At 48.1% G+C, this 22858-nt stretch carries 22 protein-coding genes; 11 read left to right on the top strand and 11 right to left on the bottom strand.

Features of this window, described 5'->3' with window-relative positions; translation table 11 throughout:
* Position 1: 1 nt before the first annotated feature.
* Both McpCs1_RS02340 and McpCs1_RS02335 read right to left on the bottom strand, forming a co-directional pair.
* Positions 2-829 carry a serine protein kinase RIO gene (locus McpCs1_RS02340; RefSeq protein ID WP_338095648.1) on the bottom strand — a complete coding sequence of 276 codons (828 nt, stop codon included), beginning with the start codon at positions 827-829 and terminating at the stop codon, positions 2-4.
* Positions 830-881: 52 nt separating this feature from the next.
* On the bottom strand, positions 882-1853 hold the full coding sequence (locus McpCs1_RS02335) for a phosphotransferase family protein (protein ID WP_338095647.1): 972 nt from the start codon (positions 1851-1853) through the stop codon (positions 882-884).
* 104 nt (positions 1854-1957) lie between these two features.
* Between McpCs1_RS02335 and McpCs1_RS02330 the strand changes: the two genes are divergently transcribed.
* On the top strand, positions 1958-2686 hold the full coding sequence (locus tag McpCs1_RS02330) for an MmcQ/YjbR family DNA-binding protein (protein WP_338095646.1): 729 nt from the start codon (positions 1958-1960) through the stop codon (positions 2684-2686).
* Between the two features lie 24 nt (positions 2687-2710).
* On the opposite strand, the gene McpCs1_RS02325 is transcribed toward McpCs1_RS02330, so the two are convergent.
* The 3 genes from McpCs1_RS02325 to McpCs1_RS02315 all read right to left on the bottom strand — a co-directional run bounded on the left by McpCs1_RS02325 (position 2711) and on the right by McpCs1_RS02315 (position 4940).
* A complete protein-coding gene (locus tag McpCs1_RS02325) occupies positions 2711-3670 on the bottom strand; it encodes a tyrosine--tRNA ligase (protein WP_338093486.1) in 960 nt (319 codons plus the stop codon).
* Between the two features lie 82 nt (positions 3671-3752).
* The gene (locus McpCs1_RS02320) at positions 3753-4472 is read right to left on the bottom strand and encodes a winged helix-turn-helix domain-containing protein (protein ID WP_338095645.1); all 720 of its coding nucleotides are present in this window, start codon (positions 4470-4472) and stop codon (positions 3753-3755) included.
* A gap of 60 nt (positions 4473-4532) precedes the next feature.
* Positions 4533-4940: a pyridoxamine 5'-phosphate oxidase family protein gene (locus tag McpCs1_RS02315; protein ID WP_338095644.1), complete on the bottom strand. Its 408-nt coding sequence runs from the start codon at positions 4938-4940 to the stop codon at positions 4533-4535.
* A gap of 159 nt (positions 4941-5099) precedes the next feature.
* Between McpCs1_RS02315 and McpCs1_RS02310 the strand changes: the two genes are divergently transcribed.
* Positions 5100-7835, top strand: a complete 2736-nt coding sequence (locus tag McpCs1_RS02310) for a cation-translocating P-type ATPase (protein WP_338095643.1) — start codon at positions 5100-5102, stop codon at positions 7833-7835.
* A gap of 376 nt (positions 7836-8211) precedes the next feature.
* Here McpCs1_RS02310 and McpCs1_RS02305 read toward each other — a convergent pair whose 3' ends face one another.
* From McpCs1_RS02305 to McpCs1_RS02290, 4 genes are all read right to left on the bottom strand, one after another.
* Positions 8212-9384 (bottom strand): histidine phosphatase family protein, encoded by a 1173-nt coding sequence (locus McpCs1_RS02305; protein WP_338095642.1) that lies wholly within the window; start codon positions 9382-9384, stop codon positions 8212-8214.
* Positions 9385-9396: 12 nt separating this feature from the next.
* Positions 9397-10422, bottom strand: coding sequence for a type II glyceraldehyde-3-phosphate dehydrogenase (locus McpCs1_RS02300; protein WP_338095641.1), 1026 nt, complete (start codon positions 10420-10422; stop codon positions 9397-9399).
* Positions 10423-11003: 581 nt separating this feature from the next.
* Positions 11004-12047 (bottom strand): winged helix-turn-helix transcriptional regulator, encoded by a 1044-nt coding sequence (locus McpCs1_RS02295; RefSeq protein WP_338095640.1) that lies wholly within the window; start codon positions 12045-12047, stop codon positions 11004-11006.
* Positions 12029-12541 carry a hypothetical protein gene (locus tag McpCs1_RS02290; RefSeq protein ID WP_338095639.1) on the bottom strand — a complete coding sequence of 171 codons (513 nt, stop codon included), beginning with the start codon at positions 12539-12541 and terminating at the stop codon, positions 12029-12031. Before McpCs1_RS02290 ends, McpCs1_RS02295 begins: the two co-directional genes overlap by 19 nt.
* Before the next feature lie 135 nt (positions 12542-12676).
* On the opposite strand from McpCs1_RS02290, the gene McpCs1_RS02285 reads away from it, so the two are divergent.
* The 4 genes from McpCs1_RS02285 to McpCs1_RS02270 all read left to right on the top strand — a co-directional run bounded on the left by McpCs1_RS02285 (position 12677) and on the right by McpCs1_RS02270 (position 16812).
* Positions 12677-13792 carry a PEGA domain-containing protein gene (locus McpCs1_RS02285; RefSeq protein ID WP_338095638.1) on the top strand — a complete coding sequence of 372 codons (1116 nt, stop codon included), beginning with the start codon at positions 12677-12679 and terminating at the stop codon, positions 13790-13792.
* 51 nt (positions 13793-13843) lie between these two features.
* Positions 13844-14506 carry a hypothetical protein gene (locus McpCs1_RS02280; protein WP_338095637.1) on the top strand — a complete coding sequence of 221 codons (663 nt, stop codon included), beginning with the start codon at positions 13844-13846 and terminating at the stop codon, positions 14504-14506.
* A gap of 109 nt (positions 14507-14615) precedes the next feature.
* Positions 14616-15191 (top strand): YdeI/OmpD-associated family protein, encoded by a 576-nt coding sequence (locus McpCs1_RS02275; protein ID WP_338095636.1) that lies wholly within the window; start codon positions 14616-14618, stop codon positions 15189-15191.
* A gap of 790 nt (positions 15192-15981) precedes the next feature.
* Positions 15982-16812, top strand: coding sequence for a hypothetical protein (locus tag McpCs1_RS02270; protein WP_338095635.1), 831 nt, complete (start codon positions 15982-15984; stop codon positions 16810-16812).
* Positions 16813-16824: 12 nt separating this feature from the next.
* On the opposite strand, the gene McpCs1_RS02265 is transcribed toward McpCs1_RS02270, so the two are convergent.
* Together McpCs1_RS02265 and putP are read right to left on the bottom strand one after the other, a co-directional pair.
* Positions 16825-17292: a winged helix-turn-helix transcriptional regulator gene (locus tag McpCs1_RS02265; protein WP_338095634.1), complete on the bottom strand. Its 468-nt coding sequence runs from the start codon at positions 17290-17292 to the stop codon at positions 16825-16827.
* Between the two features lie 169 nt (positions 17293-17461).
* Positions 17462-19033 (bottom strand): sodium/proline symporter PutP, encoded by a 1572-nt coding sequence (gene putP / locus McpCs1_RS02260; protein WP_338095633.1) that lies wholly within the window; start codon positions 19031-19033, stop codon positions 17462-17464.
* 666 nt (positions 19034-19699) lie between these two features.
* Between putP and McpCs1_RS02255 the strand changes: the two genes are divergently transcribed.
* The 5 genes from McpCs1_RS02255 (at position 19700) to McpCs1_RS02235 (ending at position 22801) form a co-directional block, all read left to right on the top strand.
* Positions 19700-20398 (top strand): peroxiredoxin, encoded by a 699-nt coding sequence (locus tag McpCs1_RS02255; RefSeq protein ID WP_476738684.1) that lies wholly within the window; start codon positions 19700-19702, stop codon positions 20396-20398.
* A gap of 45 nt (positions 20399-20443) precedes the next feature.
* On the top strand, positions 20444-20632 hold the full coding sequence (locus McpCs1_RS02250; RefSeq protein WP_338095632.1) for a hypothetical protein: 189 nt from the start codon (positions 20444-20446) through the stop codon (positions 20630-20632).
* Positions 20633-20681: 49 nt separating this feature from the next.
* Entirely contained in the window at positions 20682-21236 is a 555-nt protein-coding gene (locus tag McpCs1_RS02245) for a flavodoxin family protein (protein ID WP_338095631.1), read from the top strand.
* Positions 21233-21853, top strand: coding sequence for a flavodoxin family protein (locus McpCs1_RS02240; RefSeq protein WP_338095630.1), 621 nt, complete (start codon positions 21233-21235; stop codon positions 21851-21853). Before McpCs1_RS02245 ends, McpCs1_RS02240 begins: the two co-directional genes overlap by 4 nt.
* A 264-nt stretch (positions 21854-22117) precedes the next feature.
* Positions 22118-22801 (top strand): hypothetical protein, encoded by a 684-nt coding sequence (locus tag McpCs1_RS02235; protein ID WP_338095629.1) that lies wholly within the window; start codon positions 22118-22120, stop codon positions 22799-22801.
* Positions 22802-22858 lie beyond the last annotated feature (57 nt).

Below are 22858 nucleotides of genomic sequence, written 5' to 3'. Positions count from 1 at the left end.
GTTATATCTCGAAAAATTCTTCTCCGACTATGGTGCGGAAGAGTTCATGTTCATCGATTGTTTTGCATTTTGGTGCAAAAAATCTGTTGATGTTCTTAATGTCGCGGAACAGGAAATTGTAGGCTTTCGGATGTTCCGGGGTTACGGCCTGGGCCATGTCGATTACGATGAGACCGTTTGGTCCGGTCAGGATGTTGTACTCGGAGAGGTCTCCATGCACAAGGCGGGCTTTCTGGTACAGGTCGCGAATGATGCCAATCGCGTCTTCGTAGGTTTCTTCCGGAGTTTTTGGCAGAAGCTGGCGCATCTGCGGGTATGGAATAATACCTTCTCCAAGGAACTGCATGATCAGAATGTTGCGATCAAATGCGTAAGGTTCCGGGCAGGGGATGCCTGCCTCCCGGGTGCGGGAAAGGTTGCTGTACTCCTTTTTGGTCCATGCAAAGATGATGTCTTTGTGGGTTCTCCGGATATTGGAAAATCTGGGGTCGCCAATGATGTAATCGCTCATGGTGGTGAAATTGCCGGTCCGGAGACGATAAATTTTGACTGCTGCGCCGATTTCTTCTCCGGTTTCGTTCTTTTTGCTGGCAGAAAATACATTCGCCTCTTTTCCGGTGGAGATGGATCCGCCAAGCGAGGTGATGATTTTTTTGTTCACCAGTTTGTAAAGGGCAAGAAGAGTGACCTCATCAAAAACCTCGTCGGTAACTTTGCGCGAGTCTTCGTCTTTGATGCGGACGCCGAGCTCGGCAAGCTTCCGATCGAGTTTTTCGATCCGATCCTGATTTTCGTGGTGGTGATCTCGTGATTTCGGTGTTGATTTCATGATTTTTGGGGGTGATGTGTTTTTAATTATACTATATTTCTCTTATGAATTATTAGTTCTTCTGACCGTCCGAAAAATTATCGATGAAGAAGTCCGGTATTTCTGAGCAGTACCAATTTGGTATCGGATTATTCATGTTGTCAAACCACAGAAGAACATCCTGTGCAGTTTTCATCATCGTTGCGACCTCGTTGTCCCCGAAAGGGATTGCCCAGGGAACGGATCCGATCATATTTACACTAATATAGAGAAGGAAGAGTTTCCAGAAATTTTCTGGAACAGATCCCTCAAAGTAGCCGGCAATTCTCCCTGATGCGAAATATTTGCTTGCATTTGCACACCAGGTGATTCTGTTGAATTCTTCCCAGGGGTCTCCGTAGTCCATCCGGTCAAAGTCGATGATACCAAGATTTTTTTGTTCGTCCAAGACCATGTTCCCGATATGGTAGTCGCCGTGTTGGAAGCACTGGGGACGGTTTTGGATTAGATGCCGGTTGCTTCTGATGTATTCAAGAATTTTTTCATCGTTTGGCAGTCGGATGCCGCACGCAGCATACTCCGCGAGACGTTTATCGATTTTTTTGGAGAACCATTCATCCCAACGAGGAATATCCAAAGGCGCAGGAATCGTGTGAAGTTGTGCAAGAATTTCTCCGGCCCGAACGCCGAGCCTGTACTGATCTTCTGGTGAAAGTTCGTGAATTGCCTCCTCCAGTTCTCGGCCCGGCACCCAGCCGAGAAGCATCAGAACTGTTTCTCCGTCTTCGTTAACTTTGAGGTCTACTGGTTTTGGAATCGGCAGTTCAAATTTTTCAAGAGTTTTGAGTGCTGCAAACTCCTGTATTTTATACGGCAGTTTTTTTGCGGACGTTGTTATGCGGAGAAGATATTTTTCTTTGCGGATGGATTCAGCGAGATATTTTTTGTCTGAGGACCAGCCTCTGTTGATCTCTTCAATGGCGGTGAAATGATAATCTGAAAAATATTTTTCCAGAAATTTTTGTGGGTCTGGTGTTGATTTCATGATTTTTTTTCTTGGGGTGCTGTGTCTAGAGTTATAGTATGTTTTGTCTTTGGGTTATTTGTTGTGCTGATCCTTTCGGCCTTTTTCTCCCTCACAAAAAATATATGGCATATAAGCAGACTTCTCATACATATCACAGTCTCTGCACAGAAGGAACACGCAAGATGGAGATCGATGAAATTTTTGAAAACCGAAAAATAATTCCTGAGCGACTCCTCTCCTTTGGATTTGTCCGGCAGAATGAAGGCTACAGCTATGCGGCCCCTCTTCTTGACGGACGATTTCAGATGTCCGTCATCATATCTGAACAGGGAAAAGTTTTCACCGAAGTTATCGATACCATCTCAGAGTACGCGTACGTTCTGCATCGTGTCGCTGATGCGGAAGGCGAGTTCGTCGGACGGGTGCGGGACGAGTACGAGTGTGTGCTCGCCACTATCAATAATGCCTGTTTTGAGCGTGACGTGTTCAAAAGTAGCATGACAAAGGAAGTCATCAGCCATGTCCGCGAGACCTATGGCGATGAGCTTGAGTTTTTATGGAACAGGTTTCCGGAGAATGCCGTGTTCCGAAGGCAGGACACCGCGAAATGGTACGCTGCCCTGCTCAGAATACCGAAAAGAAAACTGGGAATTGATGATGACGAGCTGATTGAGATCATCGACCTGCGGATAATTTCTGAGGAAATTTCCTCTCTCATCGATAACAAAAAATATTTTCCCGGATATCATATGAACAAAAAACACTGGTTCACGATATGTCTTGACGGCTCTGTTTCTGCCGAAGAAATATTTTCTAGGATAGAAGAAAGTTACCAGTTAGCGAAAAAATAGTTGGAAAAATTTTTCAAAAAAAAATTATGCTTTGTTTTTGTAGCTCTGCACATATGCATACGCATCAGCGAGTAACTCTGTTAAGGAGTCGCCGCATGCGGCTTTAAGATCCATCGGGTGAATTTTTCCTGCAGCATATGCTGCTTCAAGTTCTGCATAGCTCTGGTACTCAGAGTTTCCGCCGAACTTTTCCGGGCGGCGGATGACAACCTCAGACATCCGCGGGAAAATATTGTACTGGAACACCTGGAGAATCGGGTTTCCTTCCGTCTCCGGCGGGCAGAATGCCTTCTTCATCTTCTTCTTGATCTCCTCAGGAGAGTCTGCGACCGAGACGACATTTCCTTTTGAAGAGGACATCTTCTGACCATCGAGTCCGTTCACAATCGGTGTGTGGATACAGACTGGAGGTTTGTAACCAAGGCTTGGCAGGTGTTCGCGTGCAAGCATGTGGATTTTTCTCTGATCAATCCCGCCAACAGCCGCATCAACGTTGAGGGTCGGGATGTCAACGACCTGCATAACAGGATACACCATCTGCGAAACCATTGGATTATCCATTGCCCGACCGACCTCATCCATACTTCGGGTCGCACGGTTCAGGGTTATCTCCTGACAAAGTGTGAGAACTTCGGTCTGATATTTGGGCGTCAGCTGAACATCCGTCCCAAGCACAAACTCAGCACCCTTCAGACCGCATGCCTCAATGCATGCCTTGTTGTACTCGGCAAGCTCTTTTATCTGTTCAAAGGTTCCCTTCCGGTTCAGATATGCGTGCAGGTTTGCGATCAAGACCACGACGTCAAACCCTGCTTCTTTCATATCCATCAGTTTATTGATGGTCACCAGGTGACCGAGGTGAATCTCGCCGCTGGGTTCATACCCGGTATAGACCCGCTTTGTTGGTTTGTTCAACAATTGCCGGAGTTCGTCTTCGGTGACGATCTCCGCCGTGTTACGGGTGACGAGTTCGTATGCGTCCATATCCTACTACATTGGAAGCACTATGAGATAAAGGATGTGTGATACAGTGTAGACAGGTTGAAAAAAATAAAAGAGAATTTTTTTATCCGATTTTCTCGATGAGAGTAGCTGCCGCATGCAGCAGTTCCCGTCCCCTTGACGTGATCGCGTAATCCTTACGTTCTCCCTTCTGCAGGATCATGCCGGATGCTGTCAGCTTCTCCAGATGAAACAGCAGATTTCCTCCGCGAAGTCCGGTGAGCTTTGAAAGATCAACAAAGGCTTTCGGCTCGCTTGCAAGGGACTTGAGAATTTTTACGCGGACGACATTTGCGAGCGGCTCACCAATCCATGCAACGACTGCGTCATCGGACAGCTCCTGAATCTGTTCGGCGACACTGTCTCCTGCATACACGCCGGCACTTTTCAGCAGTTTTGTCTGGGCTGCAAACAGTCTGTCTGCTTCTGTAAGGCAGCCGGTACAGTTTTCGCTGCTGCACAGCTTCTGGACATTTTCGTACTCGTGGCGGATCTTTGTCATCTCTTCAGCAGAGATCGAGCCGGTCTTCAGACTTTTCAGAAGTGTTTCATAAGTTCTGGAAAACTGGGGCAGACATTTATCTTTTGCAGGACAGTTTTCCGCCTGGGCCTCAAGAATTTTTTTCGCATGCTCAAGTTCAACCTTGATTAGTATCTCAGCAGAATTTTTCCGAAACGCTTCCAGTGCTGCGGTGTTGTCAGAATTTGCTGTAATGTATCTGCGAAGTTCGGCTCTGAGCGATCTGATCTCTTCGCGAAGTTCGGCAGCCAAAACGTCTTCCATTGTTCAGTAGATAATTTCCTTTGTGATCAGATGAAGATATAGTTCAAAAAAATTGAGATTTCAAAGACGGTAGGTCTTTGGCGGGTTGCCGGAGAAGTCTGCGATGACTGCGGTTGCATCCGCAAGAGTGAAGATTGCAAAATCCGGGTTCTCGGCGGTCTGATAGATGCCTTTGACGAGTGGGCTTGATGCAATAACTGCTTTTTTGATCTCAAGATCGTTTGAAAACGAAATCTTTGCAGAGATTCTGATCCAGGCAAACTCCGGGGACGCTGTTGTTATCTCAACGTTTGGATGATTTTTCATCTGTGCGTACATCGGTTTTTTGTTCGAGGTGCAGAAGTAGGGCTTTCCGTCCTTCTCAAGCATGAACATGAACGGTCTGATTTTCGGGTTGCCGGATTCGTCAACAGTTGCAAGATAGAGGACCGGATTGTTTTTCATAAATTCCATTGCTTCGTTTGTCATGATGTTTTTTCCTTCGAGTCTGTGCGGACTCTCTACCACTCTATTGATCCTTTATGTTTATAAAAATAACCTTTTTGTATATTTTTATAACTTGAAAAATATGACCTCATACGCAGGTTAATGAATGCTCCCCGCTAATTTTCACAACAGGATAGTGCAATGGATAAACAGGATCTTTCCTCCGGGCAATCCTGGTACTCCCTGTCTGTTTCGGATACCGAGAGCCGTCTTGCAACTTCTCTTGAGCAGGGTCTCTCGTTCCCCGAGGTAGAGGAGCGCAGGAAAACATTTGGCGGCAATGTACTGCAAAATGAGGAGAAGCCAAGTTTCATCAGGGTTTTTCTTCGCCAGTACCGCGACTACATGCAGATAATTCTGCTTGCAGCTGCGGCCCTGAGTCTGTATGTCGGTACCTTCAGCACCGCATTACTTTTGTTTGCCTTAACACTGCTGAACGCCATTCTTGGCATTCGTTCCGAACGCCAGGCCGCAGACAGTGTTGCGGCGCTGAAAAAAATGATGAAGACCACCACCCGCTGCCTTCGTGACGGCGAGTTGATAACGCTCCCAATCGAAGAGCTCGTTCCGGGAGACGTGGTGGAGTTTGAAAGCGGCGACATTGTTCCTGCCGACGGCAGAATTGTTTACTCTGCAAGCCTTGAGATCGAAGAGTCGGCCCTGACCGGTGAGAGCCAGCCGGTTCCAAAGGAGATAACCGTTCTTCCGACAGGCGATATGCCGATTGGTGATCAGGCCAACATGGGATTCATGAACACGGTCGTGACCCGCGGCAAAGGAAAAATGATCGTGACCGGCACCGGCATGAATACCGAGGTCGGAAAAATTGCCGGTATGCTTCGCGAGGTCAAGGAAGAGAAGACCCCACTGACAAAAAAGATCGATCAGCTCAGCATCGCGATTGCAATTATTGCAGCCATTGCCCTCATTCTTCTGATCAGTATCGGCCTTTATCACGGCGAGTCGTTTGATGATCTCTTCACGCTCGGCATTGCGCTTGCGGTCGCGGCAGTACCGACCGGCCTTCCTGTCGTGATGACGATGATGCTCTCGGTCGGCACGATGGACCTCGCCAAACGCGGAGCAATTGTGAAGCGGCTCCCGTCTGTTGAGACGCTCGGCTCAACCTCTGCCATATGTTCGGACAAAACAGGAACCCTGACGATGAACCAGATGACTGCAAGAGAAATTGTTGTCGCGGGCCGCACTCTCACGGTTACCGGAGAGGGATACTATCCGAACGGTCAGATTCAGCATGTTGGCGGCGCCCCGATCGCTTCACTTGACCCGATTCTTCTGCCGATGGTTCTCTGTTCTGACGCGACAGTATCGGACGGAAAGCTCGTCGGTGATCCAACCGAAGGGGCTCTTGTGATTCTTGCGGAGAAGGGAGGCCTCAACACTGCGGCGACGCGGGCAGAGTACCCGCGAATTGCTGAAGTTCCCTTTGACTCCGAGTACAAGTTCATGGCAACGTTTCATGCAATGACCGACCCGAACTCCGGCAAAAAAATTGTCCGATGTTATGTGAAAGGTGCGCCTGACGTTCTCGTCTCCCGCGGTGTTTCGTATATTGATACGAACAAAACCGTCTCTCCCCTTGCCGGATCCGAGTCCGCGATTCTTGCGGCAAACGATGATCTTGCGAAAAAAGGTCTGCGAGTGATGATGATAGCCTACCGCGACTTTGAGCCGATCACATTTGATTCTTCTTCAGTTACGCCTGAAAGTATCAAAGATCTCACGATCGTTGCGATGGTCGGCATTATTGATCCGCCGCGTCCTGAGGTGAAGGAGGCAATTACCACCTGTAAGACCGCCGGCATCCGGGTCAGGATGATCACTGGGGATCATGGAACAACTGCCGGAGCAATTGCCGATCAGCTTGGCATCTCCGGAAAAGTGATCACAGGTGCTGAGATGTCTGCGATGTCGGATGAACAGCTTCGCTCTTTGATCGATGATATCGGCGTTGTTGCCCGCGTCGCGCCTGAACACAAAGTACGGCTTGTGCAGACTCTGAAGGAAAAAGGCGATATCGTTGCGATGACAGGAGACGGTGTCAACGATGCTCCGGCATTGAAGGCCGCAGACATCGGTGTTGCGATGGGAATTACCGGAACCGAGGTGTCAAAGGAGTCTGCCGAGATGATTCTGACCGACGACAACTTTGCCACAATTGTAACAGCTGTTCGTCAGGGGCGTGTTCTCTACGACAACATGCTGAAGTTCATCAGGTTCCAGATGGCGAACCTGATGGCCTACATTCTTCTGTTCCTGTTCGCCGCACTTTTTGTCGGCGCCTACACAGGAATTTTTGCGCCGGTCCAGACGCTTTTTATCAGCTACTTTGTTACGGTCCCTGTCGGCATAGCGCTGTGTTATGATACGGCATCGCCCGGCATTATGACGAAGAAGCCGCGACCGAAGAATGAGCGGATCATGTCAGGGTGGTTTACGGTGAGGATGATTCTCGTCGGTATTTACTGGGGGGCAGCACCTCTCGCCGGCTACATCTGGATTGAAGCTACCGGTGGAACGCCCGAACAGGCGATTGCGATGACGATGATTACGTTTATCCTGCTCCATATTCCGTTCACGGCAAACCTGCGGTTCCCGGACACGAGCATCTTCACCCGTGAGTTCCTGACGAACCGTGCCCTCTTCATCATGTTTCTGGTGGTGATTGCCTGGGCGGTGATTCTCACCGAGATCGGATTCATGCAGAGTCTGTTCGGCACTGCGGCGTTGGGCGAACAGGCATGGTTTGTTGCTATTATGATAGCAGTCATTGCTCTGTTTCTGGGCGAGGCAGGAAAGGCGATCGCGAGGAAAGTGTTGAAAAGATCTCCTGCCGGGGCTGCGGTTCCGGCATGAATTTTTTCTCTCAATTTTTTTTGAATAGGAGTTACGCGGTGATGAGTTTCATTGTTTGAGATTTTTCGGGCTTTGCTCTCACTCGGAGTAACCACGGAATGCACAGAGCACACGGAGCTTCACTGAAAAAATGCACGGAGAATACCTGCGGCGCCGGAATGCACGGAAGAATATTTTTTTCATTTTTTGATTTTGTAAACGTAAAATAAAAATAAAAAAATTTTCGGAAATTTTTCCGTGCATTCCGGCGCCGCAGGTATTCTCCGTGCATTTTTTCTGTGAAGCTCCGTGATATTTCTGTGTGATCCGTGGTTACTCCAAGTGAGTCCACATACTAAAATCCCGAAAAAGAAAAATAATTTTTTTCAAAAAAATTTCACCGAGCTATCGGATACTCTCTTCCCCGCCACCACAGGAAATATTTCCCGTCACGCCGCATCAGAATGCAGCCGTCCAGAAAGTCGGGCCAGTCATTCGTAAAATCATAGCCGGTTAGGAGGGAAACGAAAGGAACAATCCATGCATCATGCGTGACGCAGACGGAAATTTCTCCGTCGGCAAGCGTGTCTGAAACAAAATCAAACATCCGGCGGGTACCGACATCCGCAGGATAATGCCCGGGCAGGGTTTCGCCTGCGACATAGCGGAGGCTCATCGTCTTAACCGGATTTACCACATAAAACTCCCGGACCAGTTCATCGTCTGCAACATACGCGCTCGGCGTTCCAAGCATCAGACTCTCTTCTGTTGTTCCGGATGCTTTTGCTCCTGCAAGAATTTCATTGCCGGTCTGCACGCATCGAACCATCGGGCTTGCGTATGTGCAGACAGGCACATCAGGAAGTGCAGCTCCAAACTCCCGCGCCTGCCTTCTTCCACGTGCGGTCAGAACTTTTGTTGAGCCGGGCTCTCCTTTGATGAACGGCTGGCGTTCTCCATGCCGCATCAGAACTGCTGCCGCGTCCCAGTCTGAGGTTTGCAAAACTTTGGGGATCTGGTTTTCCGAAAGAACGCGGCGGACGTTTCCGTGGACGGGAAATATATCTACAGGCTTTTTGGCCTGGCCAAGGACTGTTCCTGCCGGATCAATCATCAGCCAGCCGTTTTCATCCCGAACTTCGGCGACTCCTTCTTTGAAAGGCCGGGCATCAAAGTACCAGTCTCCGTAAAGCAGCTCGCCTGCGGTGGTGATGTGGGTCGCCCCGAATGTTTCATGATACACAACCGCAGAACCAGCGACAAAATCCGTCGCATACAGATACGTGTCGTAAGCGATCGGTTTTCCGTTCTGATCGATGTGAAAGTAGCGGCCGTTTGCGTCCCTAACTGCGGCAACTCCTTCGGCAAAGTCTCCGGTCCAGTCGTATCGCTCAGCATACGCAGGCTCTCCGGAGAATGTTATGTGACATGCCCCTGCCGCATCGCAGGCAACCGCGAGTCCCGGAAATTTGAACGGCCCGATATCTTTGAATCTTCGTTCATAGATCGGTATCCCTTCGTAGAGATGATGCGTCCTGTCTGAGCTTGGGATCAGATCATCGAAGTTCATAAAAAAAGAAAATTATCTGATGGCGGTAAGGCCGACCGCTTTGTTGGTGATCGCAATCGATTCGGATGCGGTCTTCACGCTGCCAGCCATCGCACGGATGCAGTCAACAGTTTCGACAACAACGTCTGCCTCCTGATGAATCGCCTGGAACAGATAGAGATCCGTTCCTTCGAGAACCGAGATGGAGTCTTTGAAGATGCCGTTCTCCCAGAGATCGCCTCTCGGGCGAAGCAGGTCGCAGGCATACTCCTTGAGTTCTGCGGTGCTGATAATTCCAGTGCTCTTCTCAATAAGACCGAGTCTTGAGTGCGCTTTGATAAGTTCGATGACCTGCTCTTTGGTTGCAGGATTCTTCAGCTCCATGTTGAGGAAGTGCATGTGCATCAAGGTTGTCGGCACAATCATTGCAGAGGTGACGATGTTGATGTTTGGCAGAATGCTCTGCACATCAGGGCCGTGATGGGAGGGAATGGTCACCGGATTGAGAACAATTGCATCGATCGGCCCGCGTTTGACATCGCCCGGGTCGCCTCCGCGGCGAACCATGGTGGCCCGTACTTTTTTGACGCCAAAGGCTGTGTCGATCAGGTTGATGATCCGGCATAAACCGGTGGTGTTGCAGGATACCACGCGGGCAAACTGTTTTCCGATCGCTTCTGCGTAATTGCAGGAGGAGTTGAAGGAAAATCCTGCGACTTCGTGGTCCTCGCCGCCCTGCCAGATTGCTTTTTTGCCGTATTTTTCGTACAGGGCTTTGTTGCCTTCGCCAACTCCTCCGGGAGTTGCGTCAACGATGATGTCAGCCTTCTGGATCATGTCCGAGACACTGCCGGCAACCTGAATGCCTGCTTTCTCGAAGCTTTCCTTTTTGGTGATGTCTGCGATATAGAGCGGGTACCCGCGTTCTTTTGCGACGAATGCTTCTGCACCGGGTTTGGTTTTGGAGACGCCGATGATCTCCATGTCAGGCTGTGCGGCTACTGCATCAGCCACACGTTTTCCGATGGTTCCGTATCCGTTGACTGCGACCTTGATCATACTACTGTATGCTTTTCTCTTGGTATGATAAAAGCATATGCTGTGGTGTTTGGGGAAAGCAGTTCGCGGTCAGATGATTGGGGGTAGCTGACGCAAACTGACGTTTTGTTCGTATTTTTTTGGCGCGGATTTTTTTCCGAAGCCAGAATATTTTTTCTCAATTTGTTGTAGAATGAATGCTTTTTATGATATTTCCATGCAGTTGCCCTGATTTATTTTTTGTTCCCTGCTTTCCAAAAATTTCTCAAATAATCTGGTATTCGGGCAAACCTAATTTATGTCCAAGAGATTTATCTTCTCAGAATGAGAGATTGCTAAATTGTACTACTTGATGGAGTTATGTATCCCCCGCGTCCGAGAAATGTTTGAAGCAGGTTTCAAAATTTCTTCTGCCGCTGGTGATGCTTGTTGTTGGCACAAATCTCTCCATCAGGTATTACCGCAAAAATGTCAAGACAGTTGATGATTTTACGGGTGATTTTCCACACGACTTTCGCTTTGGGATCTATCAAATACTCTGGTCAGAGCCTAACTCCCCGGCCGGTTGTTCTGGTCAGGCTTTGACTGAGTGCCTGTTTTGGTCATTTATGTTTGGTTGTTCTGTTTTGCATCTCTTTATGCACATCGAGGTACTCAGGTCGTATCATATAATGGTTCATCTTCTTCTCCCGCGTCTGTTCTATGACAGCGTCCAAAACCATTCGTGTCAGATGCCATTGTACGGTTGAGACCGACAGTTTTGTTGCTTTTGCTATCTCTTTCTGGGTAATCCCGGGATGATTCCGCACTGCTTCAAAAATCTGTGAAGGTTTTTCTTTTCTGAGAATGTCTGAGAGGTACTCGTCAAGAGTGTTCGTCTCTGCATGCGAGGAGTAGTAGCGGACGACACCGTGACGGGTGATTTTTTGTATCCGTCCTGCGGCTCTAAGCCTGTGAAGATTGTAGGAAACAGAACCTCTGGAAAATCCGGTGTTGGTGATGATGTCACTCATGGAGCAGCCGGGATGCGTTTTGATGTACTCGGCAATCTGCATCACACGAGACGCCGGGTCATCTGAGATCTTTCTTCTGGTGCAGGCGAAGAGAAAGAGTCCTGTTCCAAGTACTGCGGCCGCTCCGAGCATGATGCCTGAGACGACGAATGACTGGTAGAGGGTACCGTTCCATTCGATGATAACTCCTTCTTGAAAGTAGATCGCCAGATTGTTGTACTCTTCCTGACTCAGCTGTACGGTGGTGAAGGGAGCGTTTGCGATGAATATTTTTCCAAGTGCAGGATGACTGCGGAAGTCTTCGTCGGTGATTTTGATCACAGTCTTCATCTCGCTGATCTTCAGCGTGTCTGAGGTGATGGGCCGAACGTCTGCGAGATAAAAGATGCCGAGCTTTGTGTTGGTATATTTTTCCGGATACTTTTGTGCGAGGTACTCGGGGTAGGTTGCGTCAAGTCCGTAATAGACCGAGTTCTGGTAGGCACGGTACTCGTCGTCTGAATATGATCCAGAATTTTCTCCGGTGATTGAGATGAGAAGAAGACAGCATATTGCTGCGAGCAGAAGAAGATTAAGTAGAAGTGAAATTCGAAGGCGCGTTTTTGAATCCGTTTTTACACCTCCTGTTCCCACAGCCGGTAGGTTTTGTTGTGCCAGAGTACATAGGTGTTGTTGGCGGTGAAGGGTTCAACCGCTTCCAGTTCGTACCGGTACGCCTGTTTTAGGGAGAAGGGAGTGTCTGCGATGAAGAGGTCGTCAAGCAGAGGATAGAGGGCGAGTTCGTCTCCGGTCAGATCTTTTATGACCGCTTCAGGATTTTTGTCAATCTCATCCTTTGTCACCTCGCGCAAATGGAGGAAGCTGATTTTTTGTCCCTGTTCCTTCCAGTCGATAAAGTTGACAGGATATTTTTTCTGAAGATAGGTTTCATAGCTCATGAAAAACCCTGCATCGAGTGAGGACTGGTATGCTTCGTAGTCTTCTTTTGGATACTCTCCCCGCATCATCTGATCCCGCAGCAGCTGATCAGGCGTTGTGCCAAGAGCGGTGAATGCGAGGAGGCAGAGAGCTGCTATGAGAAGTATGTTGAGTGCGAGTGAGAGATCGTATCTTCTGCTGGGCTTCATGAAACTGGTATATGGAATGAATAGTTTTTTTGAATATATTAAGGGTGTGAGCAGTTTTTCGGTTTGAACAAAACCGAAAAACTGCTCACGGACTATAAATATCAGAACAACTCAGGTATCAGTACAGGACTTCAGATGATCCGCATACATCGCTATATGATAGTTTTGCTCCTTGTGATCGTTTTTGCATCATCCGGATGTATCGGGACGCCAACCGAAACAGATTACTCAGAAGTTCCTTTCGCAATTTTTGGACACAGTACCATTCTTCCGCAGGAGAATCTGACCTCTGATCAATATCTGAAAAAATACAATGAAACCTATGGCCCGCTTTCTCCTCCGACGAATGTGCAGGATTTCACGCTGATGTTTTTTGACAATCCTTATCTTTTGGATCCGCCGGAAACCATTCAGCTCACCTTTCTGATCTACGGAGACCCGTACACCTGCATTCTGAAAAACAGTGTTCCCAATCAAAGCAGATATTATGGAATCTACTGGGGGCAGCTCACCGAAGATCCTGCAACATTGTTTAATATTCGGCTCGGTTATGGAAACGCTGTTTCAGCGAGCATTCCCTGGCAGGAAAAACGCATCGAGATACATCCCATTCAATCAGAAAAATATGTGTCACAGATTCCAACCACCAAAGAGGGAGTAGGATCTTTTCATCGGGTGCATATCGTCTATATGCGTGATGATCCGGATGTTGTGTTCCACTCGCCTGTGTATCCTGCAGAAAAAACCGGATCACTTCTGGTGAAAGCCGTGCCGCCGGACGCGTATGTCATTATTGATGATGTGGTTATCGGGTACGCTGACGGTCATCATCCATGGACCAACATTCCGACTGGAAACCATATGGTGAAAGTTGCGAAGGCAGGGTATGATGAGTACTGCATGGAGGTGAACATCTCTGATGAATCGAACGCTAAGATCGCTGCTGTTCTGAACAGATCAGTCTCTTCGGCAGGACTTGTGGTGAATGCAGTTCCGCTCGAGTCCGAGGTGTATGTGGATAAAAAACATTTCTTCGGCAGTGTGTACTATCCGGATATTCACATCACGGGCATCAGCCCGGGAGTACATACTGTTCGCATTGAGGCTGAAGGATATGATTCACTCACTCTCGAAAACTTCAGTTTCACCAAAGGTTATGTCTATCATATCAAAAACATCAGACTTGCCAAGTCCGGCTCCGGCCAGATGATCGATTTGCAGGATCTGGAGATAACTCTGGAAAAAATGTAAACCGAGAAACTGCTCACACTCTATAAATACCGGTTTCTCCTACTTTGTAGTATGAACCGTCACGGTGGGGCATTTGCTCTCTTCTGCATTCTGTTGTTCAGTTTTTTTGTGACAGGATTTGCCGCTGGAGAAACTGTTGACGGAAATGATACCGTCTCTGATGACGGACTTTCCTACGGATACTCTGTCTCCCGATACAGTGAGAGTGACGACTCTCTTCAGGTCGTGGTCATCGACATTGATACAGAAAATCGTTTTTCCTATGGAGAAAGGGGTCTGGTACTTGCAGACAGCTTTGATCCAACCTCCATTCCACAGACCTATGATCGCGCCGCGGCCCGCGAGGCACTGGGGTATGATCTCTATATGTCAAATCTTTCGCTTCACTCAGAAATTGTGATGGCATATCAGGCCCGCTATCCTGAACTTCCTTATGGAGATGCCAAATATATCTATCATTACGGCAACCGGCTGACTCTTGAGTTCAGGCCTGACGGGTCGTTTGGAAAAGGAACTTTTTCCACTGAGTACACCGACACTCCGCCCGCGTCACTCGAGTTACCCTATACCAACTCCAACTCTTTCCAAAGACCGGGCTCTCTTAAGGAACTCAAGGATGCATGGAAGGAGATCATGAGCCTCATTCATGGAGAGGATTTTGATGTGTATCATATGGGCAACTCTTCAAACCGAAGAATTGCTCACTCTCTATAAATATCCGGCTGTGTGCTGCGACGTGACAAAAACAAAGGAGGACTCAAGTATGAATCCAAATACTTTCTTTGCAGAACAGTCGAACAATTACTGAACAGGGCGGATTACCATGGAGGCAAAAAATATTCTTGGCATCACCACAAGAGAGGCATTTCGGGAGTGGTTAGCAGAAAATCATGACAAGGAAACGGAATGCTGGATGATCGCAAAGAAAGGAAAAATACCGCCTGAAGATTTTGTCTGGTATCTTGATTCAGTGGAAGAAGTCCTTTGTTTTGGATGGATAGATACAACACATAAAAACATCGATGGCGTGGATATGCAGAAGTTCACTCCCCGGGCACCGAGGAGCCCGTGGTCGGAATTAAATAAGGAACGTTGCCGCAGATTAGAAAAACTGGGGCTTGTGACGGACGCAGGGCGTGCGGTTTTGCCGGATATGTCGGAGAAGAGCTTTGTCATAGATGATGAGATCATGCTGGCGTTCAAAGAAAATCCGGCGGCATGGGATAATTTCAAAAGTTTTCCTTCTCTCTATCAGCGTGTCCGTATCGATTCCATACAGCGTGACAAAAAGAAAGACAGAGCTGTGTTTGAAAAAAGAGTGAAAAAACTGATTGAGCAGTCTGCGGCAGGAAAGATGTTCGGAGACTGGAATGATTATGGACGTCTGACTGAATATTAGATACATGGTATGGAGAGAATTTTGATTATAATAGGACTTACTCGGTGATGAGTTTCATCGTTTGGGATTTTTTGTAGGTGGTCTCGCTATGTGATAACACGAAAAAATTTAGTCCGTTTTTTTTCTGAAAAATGTAAGCGGGTTAGTGGTGAGTGGGCATGATGAGAAAAAGAAACCGCAAATCCACGCAAATCTCGCCCTTCGGGCTCCACAAATCGCATTTGCGAACCGTCGCTCTCCTTCCCGCCCAAGATTGGGCGGGTGGAGCACCTAATCGGTGACGCGACTGCAAATGCTGGACGGCGCCAGTCGGGCGCCGCCATGGGTTGAATGGATCGCCGACGTGAGGACGATCTGAAAGTTTTCGACGCAACGACTTTTCACGCAGTGCCACACCATGAATATTATCGATAAACAATAGACGGCGCCCGACTGGCGCCGTCCAGCGTTTGCCGTCGCGGTTGCGATAGCAACGAGCCCGCCGGAACCCGGCGGGATGAGAGCGACGAAATAGCAAACGCGATTTGCGGAGCGAGCATCAGCGAGCGAGATTTGCGTGGATTTGCGGTTTTCTTTCAAGCGAAACCCCACTCACCACTAACCCGCTTACATTTTTCAGAAAAAATCGACTAAATCTTTTTGTGAGAGTACACTCCAAATAAAACCGAGGACAGAGAAACCCTTTTTTCTTATGCTATTTCATACCGCGTAAGTCCTAATCATTTGAGCAACTCTTCAAACCGAAGAATTGCTCACTCTCTATAAATATCCGGCTGACGTTTATTCAAACATGCAGCCCAGAACTTTTTGCCTCTGCCTTCTTTTGATTTTTTCACTCTGTCTTGCCGCGTCTCCGGCAGCCGCCGCAGTCATTGAAACGCAGTACAATCAGAGCGATCATGTCCTGTATGATGAACACGCAGCACTGCCGCTGAAAACAGTCTTCGATCCATCCGAGATTCCGTCATCCAAAAATCTCACTCTCCTCAGAGAAGAGCTGGGCCGCACTCTCTACACAACCGCTCCCGCTCTTCACGAAGAAATTATTTCAGCATATCAGGCCCGGTATCCGAATCTGTCTGGTCCCGACGGCAGCACCCGCATTGACATCTACGGCTGCCGTTTACAGATCACCTTTTCGCCTGATGGAATCATCACCGCAGAAACAAGTTCAGTGTATGATCTCTTCTCCCTTCATGGAGAAAAACTGCGTACTGCATCAAAAGAAGAGTCCTCCTCTGACAAAGGAGCTTTCTTTGGCAGACCATCGACGAACCTCAGCATCGTCATGGTCTTTGAGTACGACGGCGTGAATCCTCCAATTCCCCATCCGGTCCTACGAGAGCATGCGACCGGTTTTACCAACTGGACCGAAGAAGGAGTGTGGTCAACCAGAAATTTCATCTCGGAAAAAATTCTCTCAGACAACAGTACCACATACGCAGAGATCTCTCTTGAATGGAACCGCGACAAAAAACCAAAAGATCTGATCGCTCACATCGTCAGATTCACGTGTACTCCTGAAGGTCACGTGAGTTCGTTCGCGGAAAAAATGTTCATCACGCTTGATGATGACGCAACCGATGAGTCACTCTCAGCTCTCATGGAATTTTTTTCCTGAAAAAATATTTTTTCACTGATATATTTCGTACGCTTCTCTAAACATATCCGCAGTCCGATATTTTTTCAATCCCAAAACCTCTTCTCCAACAACTGCACCAAACATCTCCAGCCTCGAGAGATGCCAGCCGACCCGCACTCCGGACAGCCCGGTCCGCTTTGCAATCTCTTCTGCTGAAGCTCCCGGTCTCTCGAAAATTTCTGAAAATATCCGGTGAAGAACATCACGGCCCATGATCTCCTGCAAAATTTTTTCCTCGGCACATTTTGGTTCCCGCCGCACCCAGTAGGTAGAGACCCCGTCTCTCATGATTACCAGAATGAGTGATCGTCTCTTCAGTTTTCGGACTGCATGATCTGTCCAGAACTGCGGGATGCCGGTTTTTTGCGCTATTGCATCTGATGATATCCCGGGATTTTCCCGGATACATGCGGCAACTCTCGCCATCTCACCCGTTGCCGCAGAATCAATACTCATCATCTTTGTGTACTTCTGTCATTGATCCTTCACAGTATATGAGTACTGTGGACAAATACTCGTTTTATCGTTCTGCTTACTTATGTTTCGCTCACTTATGTTCCGCTCCGCTTTTCCGTGGGTGGAGCAAAACGTAAACAAAAAAAAAAGAAATGCGGAGTTTGATCCGCGTTCAGGTACTTCGGTCGCCAATCTCTGCAACGTACTCATCGTACAAATCCGTGATCTCCTTCTCCGGCTCTGCCGTAAGCTTTGAGACCACATAAATTGCAATCAGACTCGCGATAACTCCGGGCACCATCTCATACAGACCGGTCGGGCCTGCGAGATACGTACCCCAGCCAAGAGACACCACTCCTCCGACAATGATACCAGCAAGTGCCCCCTGCCAGTTCATTCTCTTCCAGAACAGTCCAAGCAGAATTACCGTACCAAACGTACAGCCGAAACCTGCCCAGGCATTTGCCACAATATTGAACACCGTGCTTGCCTGATTTAAGGCAAGGATGATTGCAATTGCAGAAACTGCCAGCACCGTCACACGAGAGATCATCAGAAGTCTTCTGTCAGGTGCAGACTTATTGATCAGATTCTTGTAGATATCCTGCGAGATCGAAGAGGATGCAACAAGAAGCTGGGACGAAGCAGTACTCATCACTGCCCCGAGGATACCACAGTAGATGATACCTGCAATAAACGGCAGAGCACCAAACACCGATCCCGTCATCTGGATGAAAACCTCCTCAGGGTTTCCGCCGAGAGTTGCCGGATCCGGGAACATCAGCTGACCGATCAGACCAACAAAGATTGCCGCAGACAAAGACAGAATAACCCAGACCATTGCAGCCATACGTGCCTTTGGCACCTCTTCGGGATTCTCGATTGCCATAAATCTTGGCAGAATGTGGGGCTGGCCAAAGTAACCGAATCCCCATGCAAGTCCTGATACAATCGTAAACACCGACACGAACTCAAACACACCGCTTGCCGCATCATACTGATGGAACAGCGAGAACATCTCAGGATCAATTCCTGCGCTTGCAAACGTAATGCCGTCGCCGAAGAGAACAATGCAGGCAATGACCGGCACAAGAATCAGAGCGAACAGCATCAGAAGACCCTGAATGGTATCGGTGATACACACTGCACGGAATCCTCCGGTGAAGGTATAACAGACCACAATCAGTGCACAGACAAGAACGCCTGCGACATAGAGTGTGGAAACATCCGTGATACCGATTGCGCTTAAGTCAACGCCGTAGATCGTCATCAGGGAGCTGAACAGAACTCCTCCTGCCTTGAACTGGGCAGAGGTGTAGACGATGAAGAAGATCAGAATGAAAACTGATGCAATTGCAGTGATGAATCCTCTCTTCTCATTGAAACGGTTCGTGATGAACTCAGGAATGGTCAGAGAATCCTTTGCCTTGTGGGTATAGATTCTCAGGCGTTTTGCAATGAACTTCCAGTTCAGGTAGGTACCGATTGCAAGACCGATTGCAGTCCAGCCTGCCGCAGACATGCCGGTTGCATAGGCAAGACCCGGCAGACCAAGCAGGAGCCATCCGCTCATATCTGATGCTTCGGCAGACATTGCCGCAACAAACGGGTGCAGCTTACGGCCTCCGAGAACGTAGTCACTTGTGGTTTTGGTCTTCTTAAAATAGAAGAACCCGATGTAGATCATTACGGCAAAATAAATTATGAATGCCGCTCCGATACCAATTAAGTTCCAATCTAACACAAAATATTCCCCCGGCAGTGGTATTTTCCTTCAGCCCCACACCGGGCTTTCGGGCACAAATACGCGAACTTACTGCAACTTACTTAGTTTGTCAACATGCTATTTATGTGCTCTTAGGCTTTGCTTGGAGTAACCACGGAATGCACAGACCACACGGAGCTTCACTGAATGCACGGAGAACGCCTGCGGCGCCGGAATGCACGGAATATATTTTTCATATTTTGAGAGTGTACTCTCACAAAAAAATTTAGTCCGTTTTTTTCTGGAAAAGTAAGCGGGTAAGTGGTGAGTGGGCATGATGAGAAAAGGAAACCGCAAATCCACGCTCACCACTTACCCTCTTACTTTTCCCAGAAAAAATCGACTAAATCTTTTCGTGGTGTCACATTCATATTTTGAGAGAGTAAAAGAGAATAAATTGTCTTGGAGATCTTTCCGTGCATTCCGGCGCCGCAGGCGTTCTCCGTGCATTTTCTTTTTCCGTGAAGCTCTGTGTGCTCAGTGCATTCCGTGGTTACTCCATGTATTTCGGATTTTCATGGACGACCCATCAGATAAAGACACAAAATCCGAATAAAGTTTTTCCAAATCAAACCTGATTTTTTGCCGACAACTGAACCCTTATTCTCTTACAGATGCAAAAGACAGATCAGGTGAAACAAAAAAATGTGCGACGACCAGACTTGTACATGCGACTCATTTGACAACGAGTGCGACTGCGTTGACTACTACCACGAGATGCCCCGTCTCGGTGAACCGGCTCCGGAGTTTGTCGCGGAAACTACGCACGGCCAGATCAAACTCTCCGACTACAAAGACAAGAAATGGGTCGTGCTGTTTTCCCATCCGGCAGACTTCACTCCTGTCTGCACGACCGAGTTTGCGGCATTTTCCAAAGTCTACCCAGAGTTTGAGAAGAGAAACGTTGCATTAATCGGTCTTTCGATTGACAGCGCCTCTTCGCATCTCGCCTGGATAAAAGACATCAAGGAAAAGCTCGGAGTTGCCGTTCCCTTCCCGGTCATTGCTGATCTGGATACGAGAGTTGCCTCACTCTACGGCATGATCCAGCCGGCAATGAGCACAACCGCCGCGTGCCGTGCGGTGTTCTTCATTGATCCACATGGCGTTCTTCGTGCGATGATCTATTACCCGCTGACGACCGGCCGGTATGTGCCTGAGATTCTGCGGGTGATTGATGCACTGCAGGTGAATGAGAAGTATCATGTGGCAACGCCTGCAAACTGGCAGCCGGGAGACAAGGTTATTGTTCCTGCGCCAAGGACTCAGGCCGAGATGGAGGAACGCGAGAAGATTTCGAGTCCTGACAAGAAGACCTGGTATCTTCTGATGAAGGATCTTTGAAATCCTTCCCGAACATTTTTCTTCTTTTACTGCGGAGGTTATACTATGGCTGATGAGATGACGACGGAACGGGCATATGCAATCCTTGGTGTTCCGGCAGGCTCGGATTTTTCGACGACAGCAAAAGCGTTTCGTGATCTCCGCGATAAGTATGATCCATCAGTAAATCCGTACAGAAGAAAGGAGTACGCAGAAGTTCTGTCGGCGTTTGAGTTTTTACAGCGTCAGTTCTGAGTGCGGTGAAATTTTTTATCTTTTATTTATAATTCTCAGGTGTTTTGGTATGAGCAAAAAAATTCTGATTCTCAACGGCAGCCCGCGACCGAAAGGCAATACTGCGGTGCTGATTGATTCGTTTGTGAAGGGAGCGGTCGCTTCCGGAAATTCTGTTACGCGGTTTGATCTGGAGAAGATGGATATTCATCCGTGTCTTGGATGTCTGTCCGGCGGAAAGGATCCAAAAAGTCCGTGCGTTCAGAAGGATGCGATGGATGAGATTTATCCGGTCTTTCAGGAGGCGGAGGTTGTGGTGTTTGCATGCCCGATGTACTTCTGGAGTTTTACTGCGCAGTTGAAGGCATGTGTTGATCGCTTGTTTGCGGTGATGGAGAGCGATCTTCAAAGCTCGAGTGGAAAGGAGTGTATTCTTCTGATGCCTGCCGAGGAGGATTCTGAGAAAAATTTTGCTCCGGTAGTGAGTTATTATCAGACTCTTGCGGAAAATCTTGGATGGAAAGATGTAGGAATGATTCTTGCGGGAGGCGTGATGGAGGTCGGGGATATTTCCGGCAAGCCTGTTCTTCTTGAGGCTGAGGCGCTCGGGAGGTCGGTTGTATGAAGGTTCTGTTGATCAACGGAAGTCCGAATAAGGAGGGCTGTACGTTTACGGCGTTGTCTGAGGTTGCGTCAAGTCTGAATCGTCATGATGTCGATACTGAGATTTTGTATCTTGGGAAGAAACCGATTGCGGGTTGTATTGCCTGTATGAAGTGTCGGGAGATGGGGAAGTGCGCCTTTAAGGATCAGGTGAATGAGGTTGCGGCCCGCCTTGATGAGTTTGATGCGATTGTTTTTGGATCACCTGTGTATTATGCGGGTCCTTCGGGCCAGCTGACTGCGTTTTTGGACCGGTTGTTTTTTTCAACCAGCGGCAAAATGGCAGGAAAACTTGGTGCATCGGTTGTGTCCTGCCGCAGAGGCGGTGCGTCTGCTGCGTTTGATCGGCTGAACAAGTATTTTACGATCAGTAATATGCCGATTGTTTCTTCGCAGTACTGGAATCAGGTTCACGGGTTTACGCCTGAGGATGTGCGAAAGGATGCGGAGGGTCTTCAGACGATGCGAACGCTTGCGGAAAATATGGCGTGGCTTCTTCGATGTATTGAGGCTGGGAGGAAGGCGGGCGTTCCGGGGCCTGTGTACGAGGAACATCTTATGACGAATTTTATTGAGTGAATTTTTTTCAATATTTTTTCAATTCGGAGTTACGCGGTGATGAGTTTCATTGTGGAATTCCGTGTGTTCAGTGTGTTCCGTGGTTACCTCAAACAAAACCAAGGACAGAAAATCCCTTTTTCCTTATACTATTTCATACCGCGTAAGTTCTATTGAAAAAAAGAACTAAGATCTTTTTTACCACATCACACCACGTATCTCCTGATATCAAATTTTTCATAACGCAAAATAATTCGTAGATCGCGAACAAAATAGTAAACAGCTATGCGTAAACTACTCTGGGCGGTCGTTCTGATAATTGGTGTCGTTCTGATTTCCGGATGCATTCAGCCTGAAGATCAGCCGGAGGTGTTGGAACCGGTTTCCTCGTTTTACGAAACACCTGAGGCAATCCCTGAGTATTATACACTGTACCGCCAGAATGATTCGCTGGAAAATTTTAACAAATATTTTATGACGAGCCAAGATGAGGAGAAACAGCGTCAGATGTACAGCGAGCAACGTCTGAAAGAACATCAGGAATATCTTGAGTATCTCAACCAGACGCCGGAAGGATCATTTGCCGACTATCTTCCCCTACGGTATTCAATCGATTATGACAGATATCTTGAGACCCAGCCTCAGGTGACATTTGCTGAGTACCTTCTTCGGCACAATCTCGGCTATGGACGTCAGATTCTTGGAGCGCAAGAAGAGCACTGGTTACGTCTTGTCCCAGTTTCTGAGAAAGAGTATTCTTTGTATCCCAATGCTCACGCATTTCATGAAGAAGAACTCTTGGAAATTCCGGTGTTGTATGAGATTTTCCTCTGTAATCTGACGGATGAAGGCAGTTCGGTTCGTGTCTTTGAACCTGAACTGGAGGCATTGCAGCCATACAACAGATACGGTGGCTACCCGTTTATCTGGAATGAATCCTATTACTACGCCCGCTTTACCGTGACATAGCCATATTTTTTTCCGTGAAATTCTGTGTGCTCTGTACACTCCGTGGTTATTTCAAGC

This window comes from Methanorbis rubei (assembly GCF_032714495.1).
Taxonomy (GTDB): Archaea; Halobacteriota; Methanomicrobia; order Methanomicrobiales; family Methanocorpusculaceae; genus Methanocorpusculum; species Methanocorpusculum rubei.
Note: the sequence above shows the minus strand (reverse complement) of the source record. Positions and strands in the feature narration are given on the sequence as shown.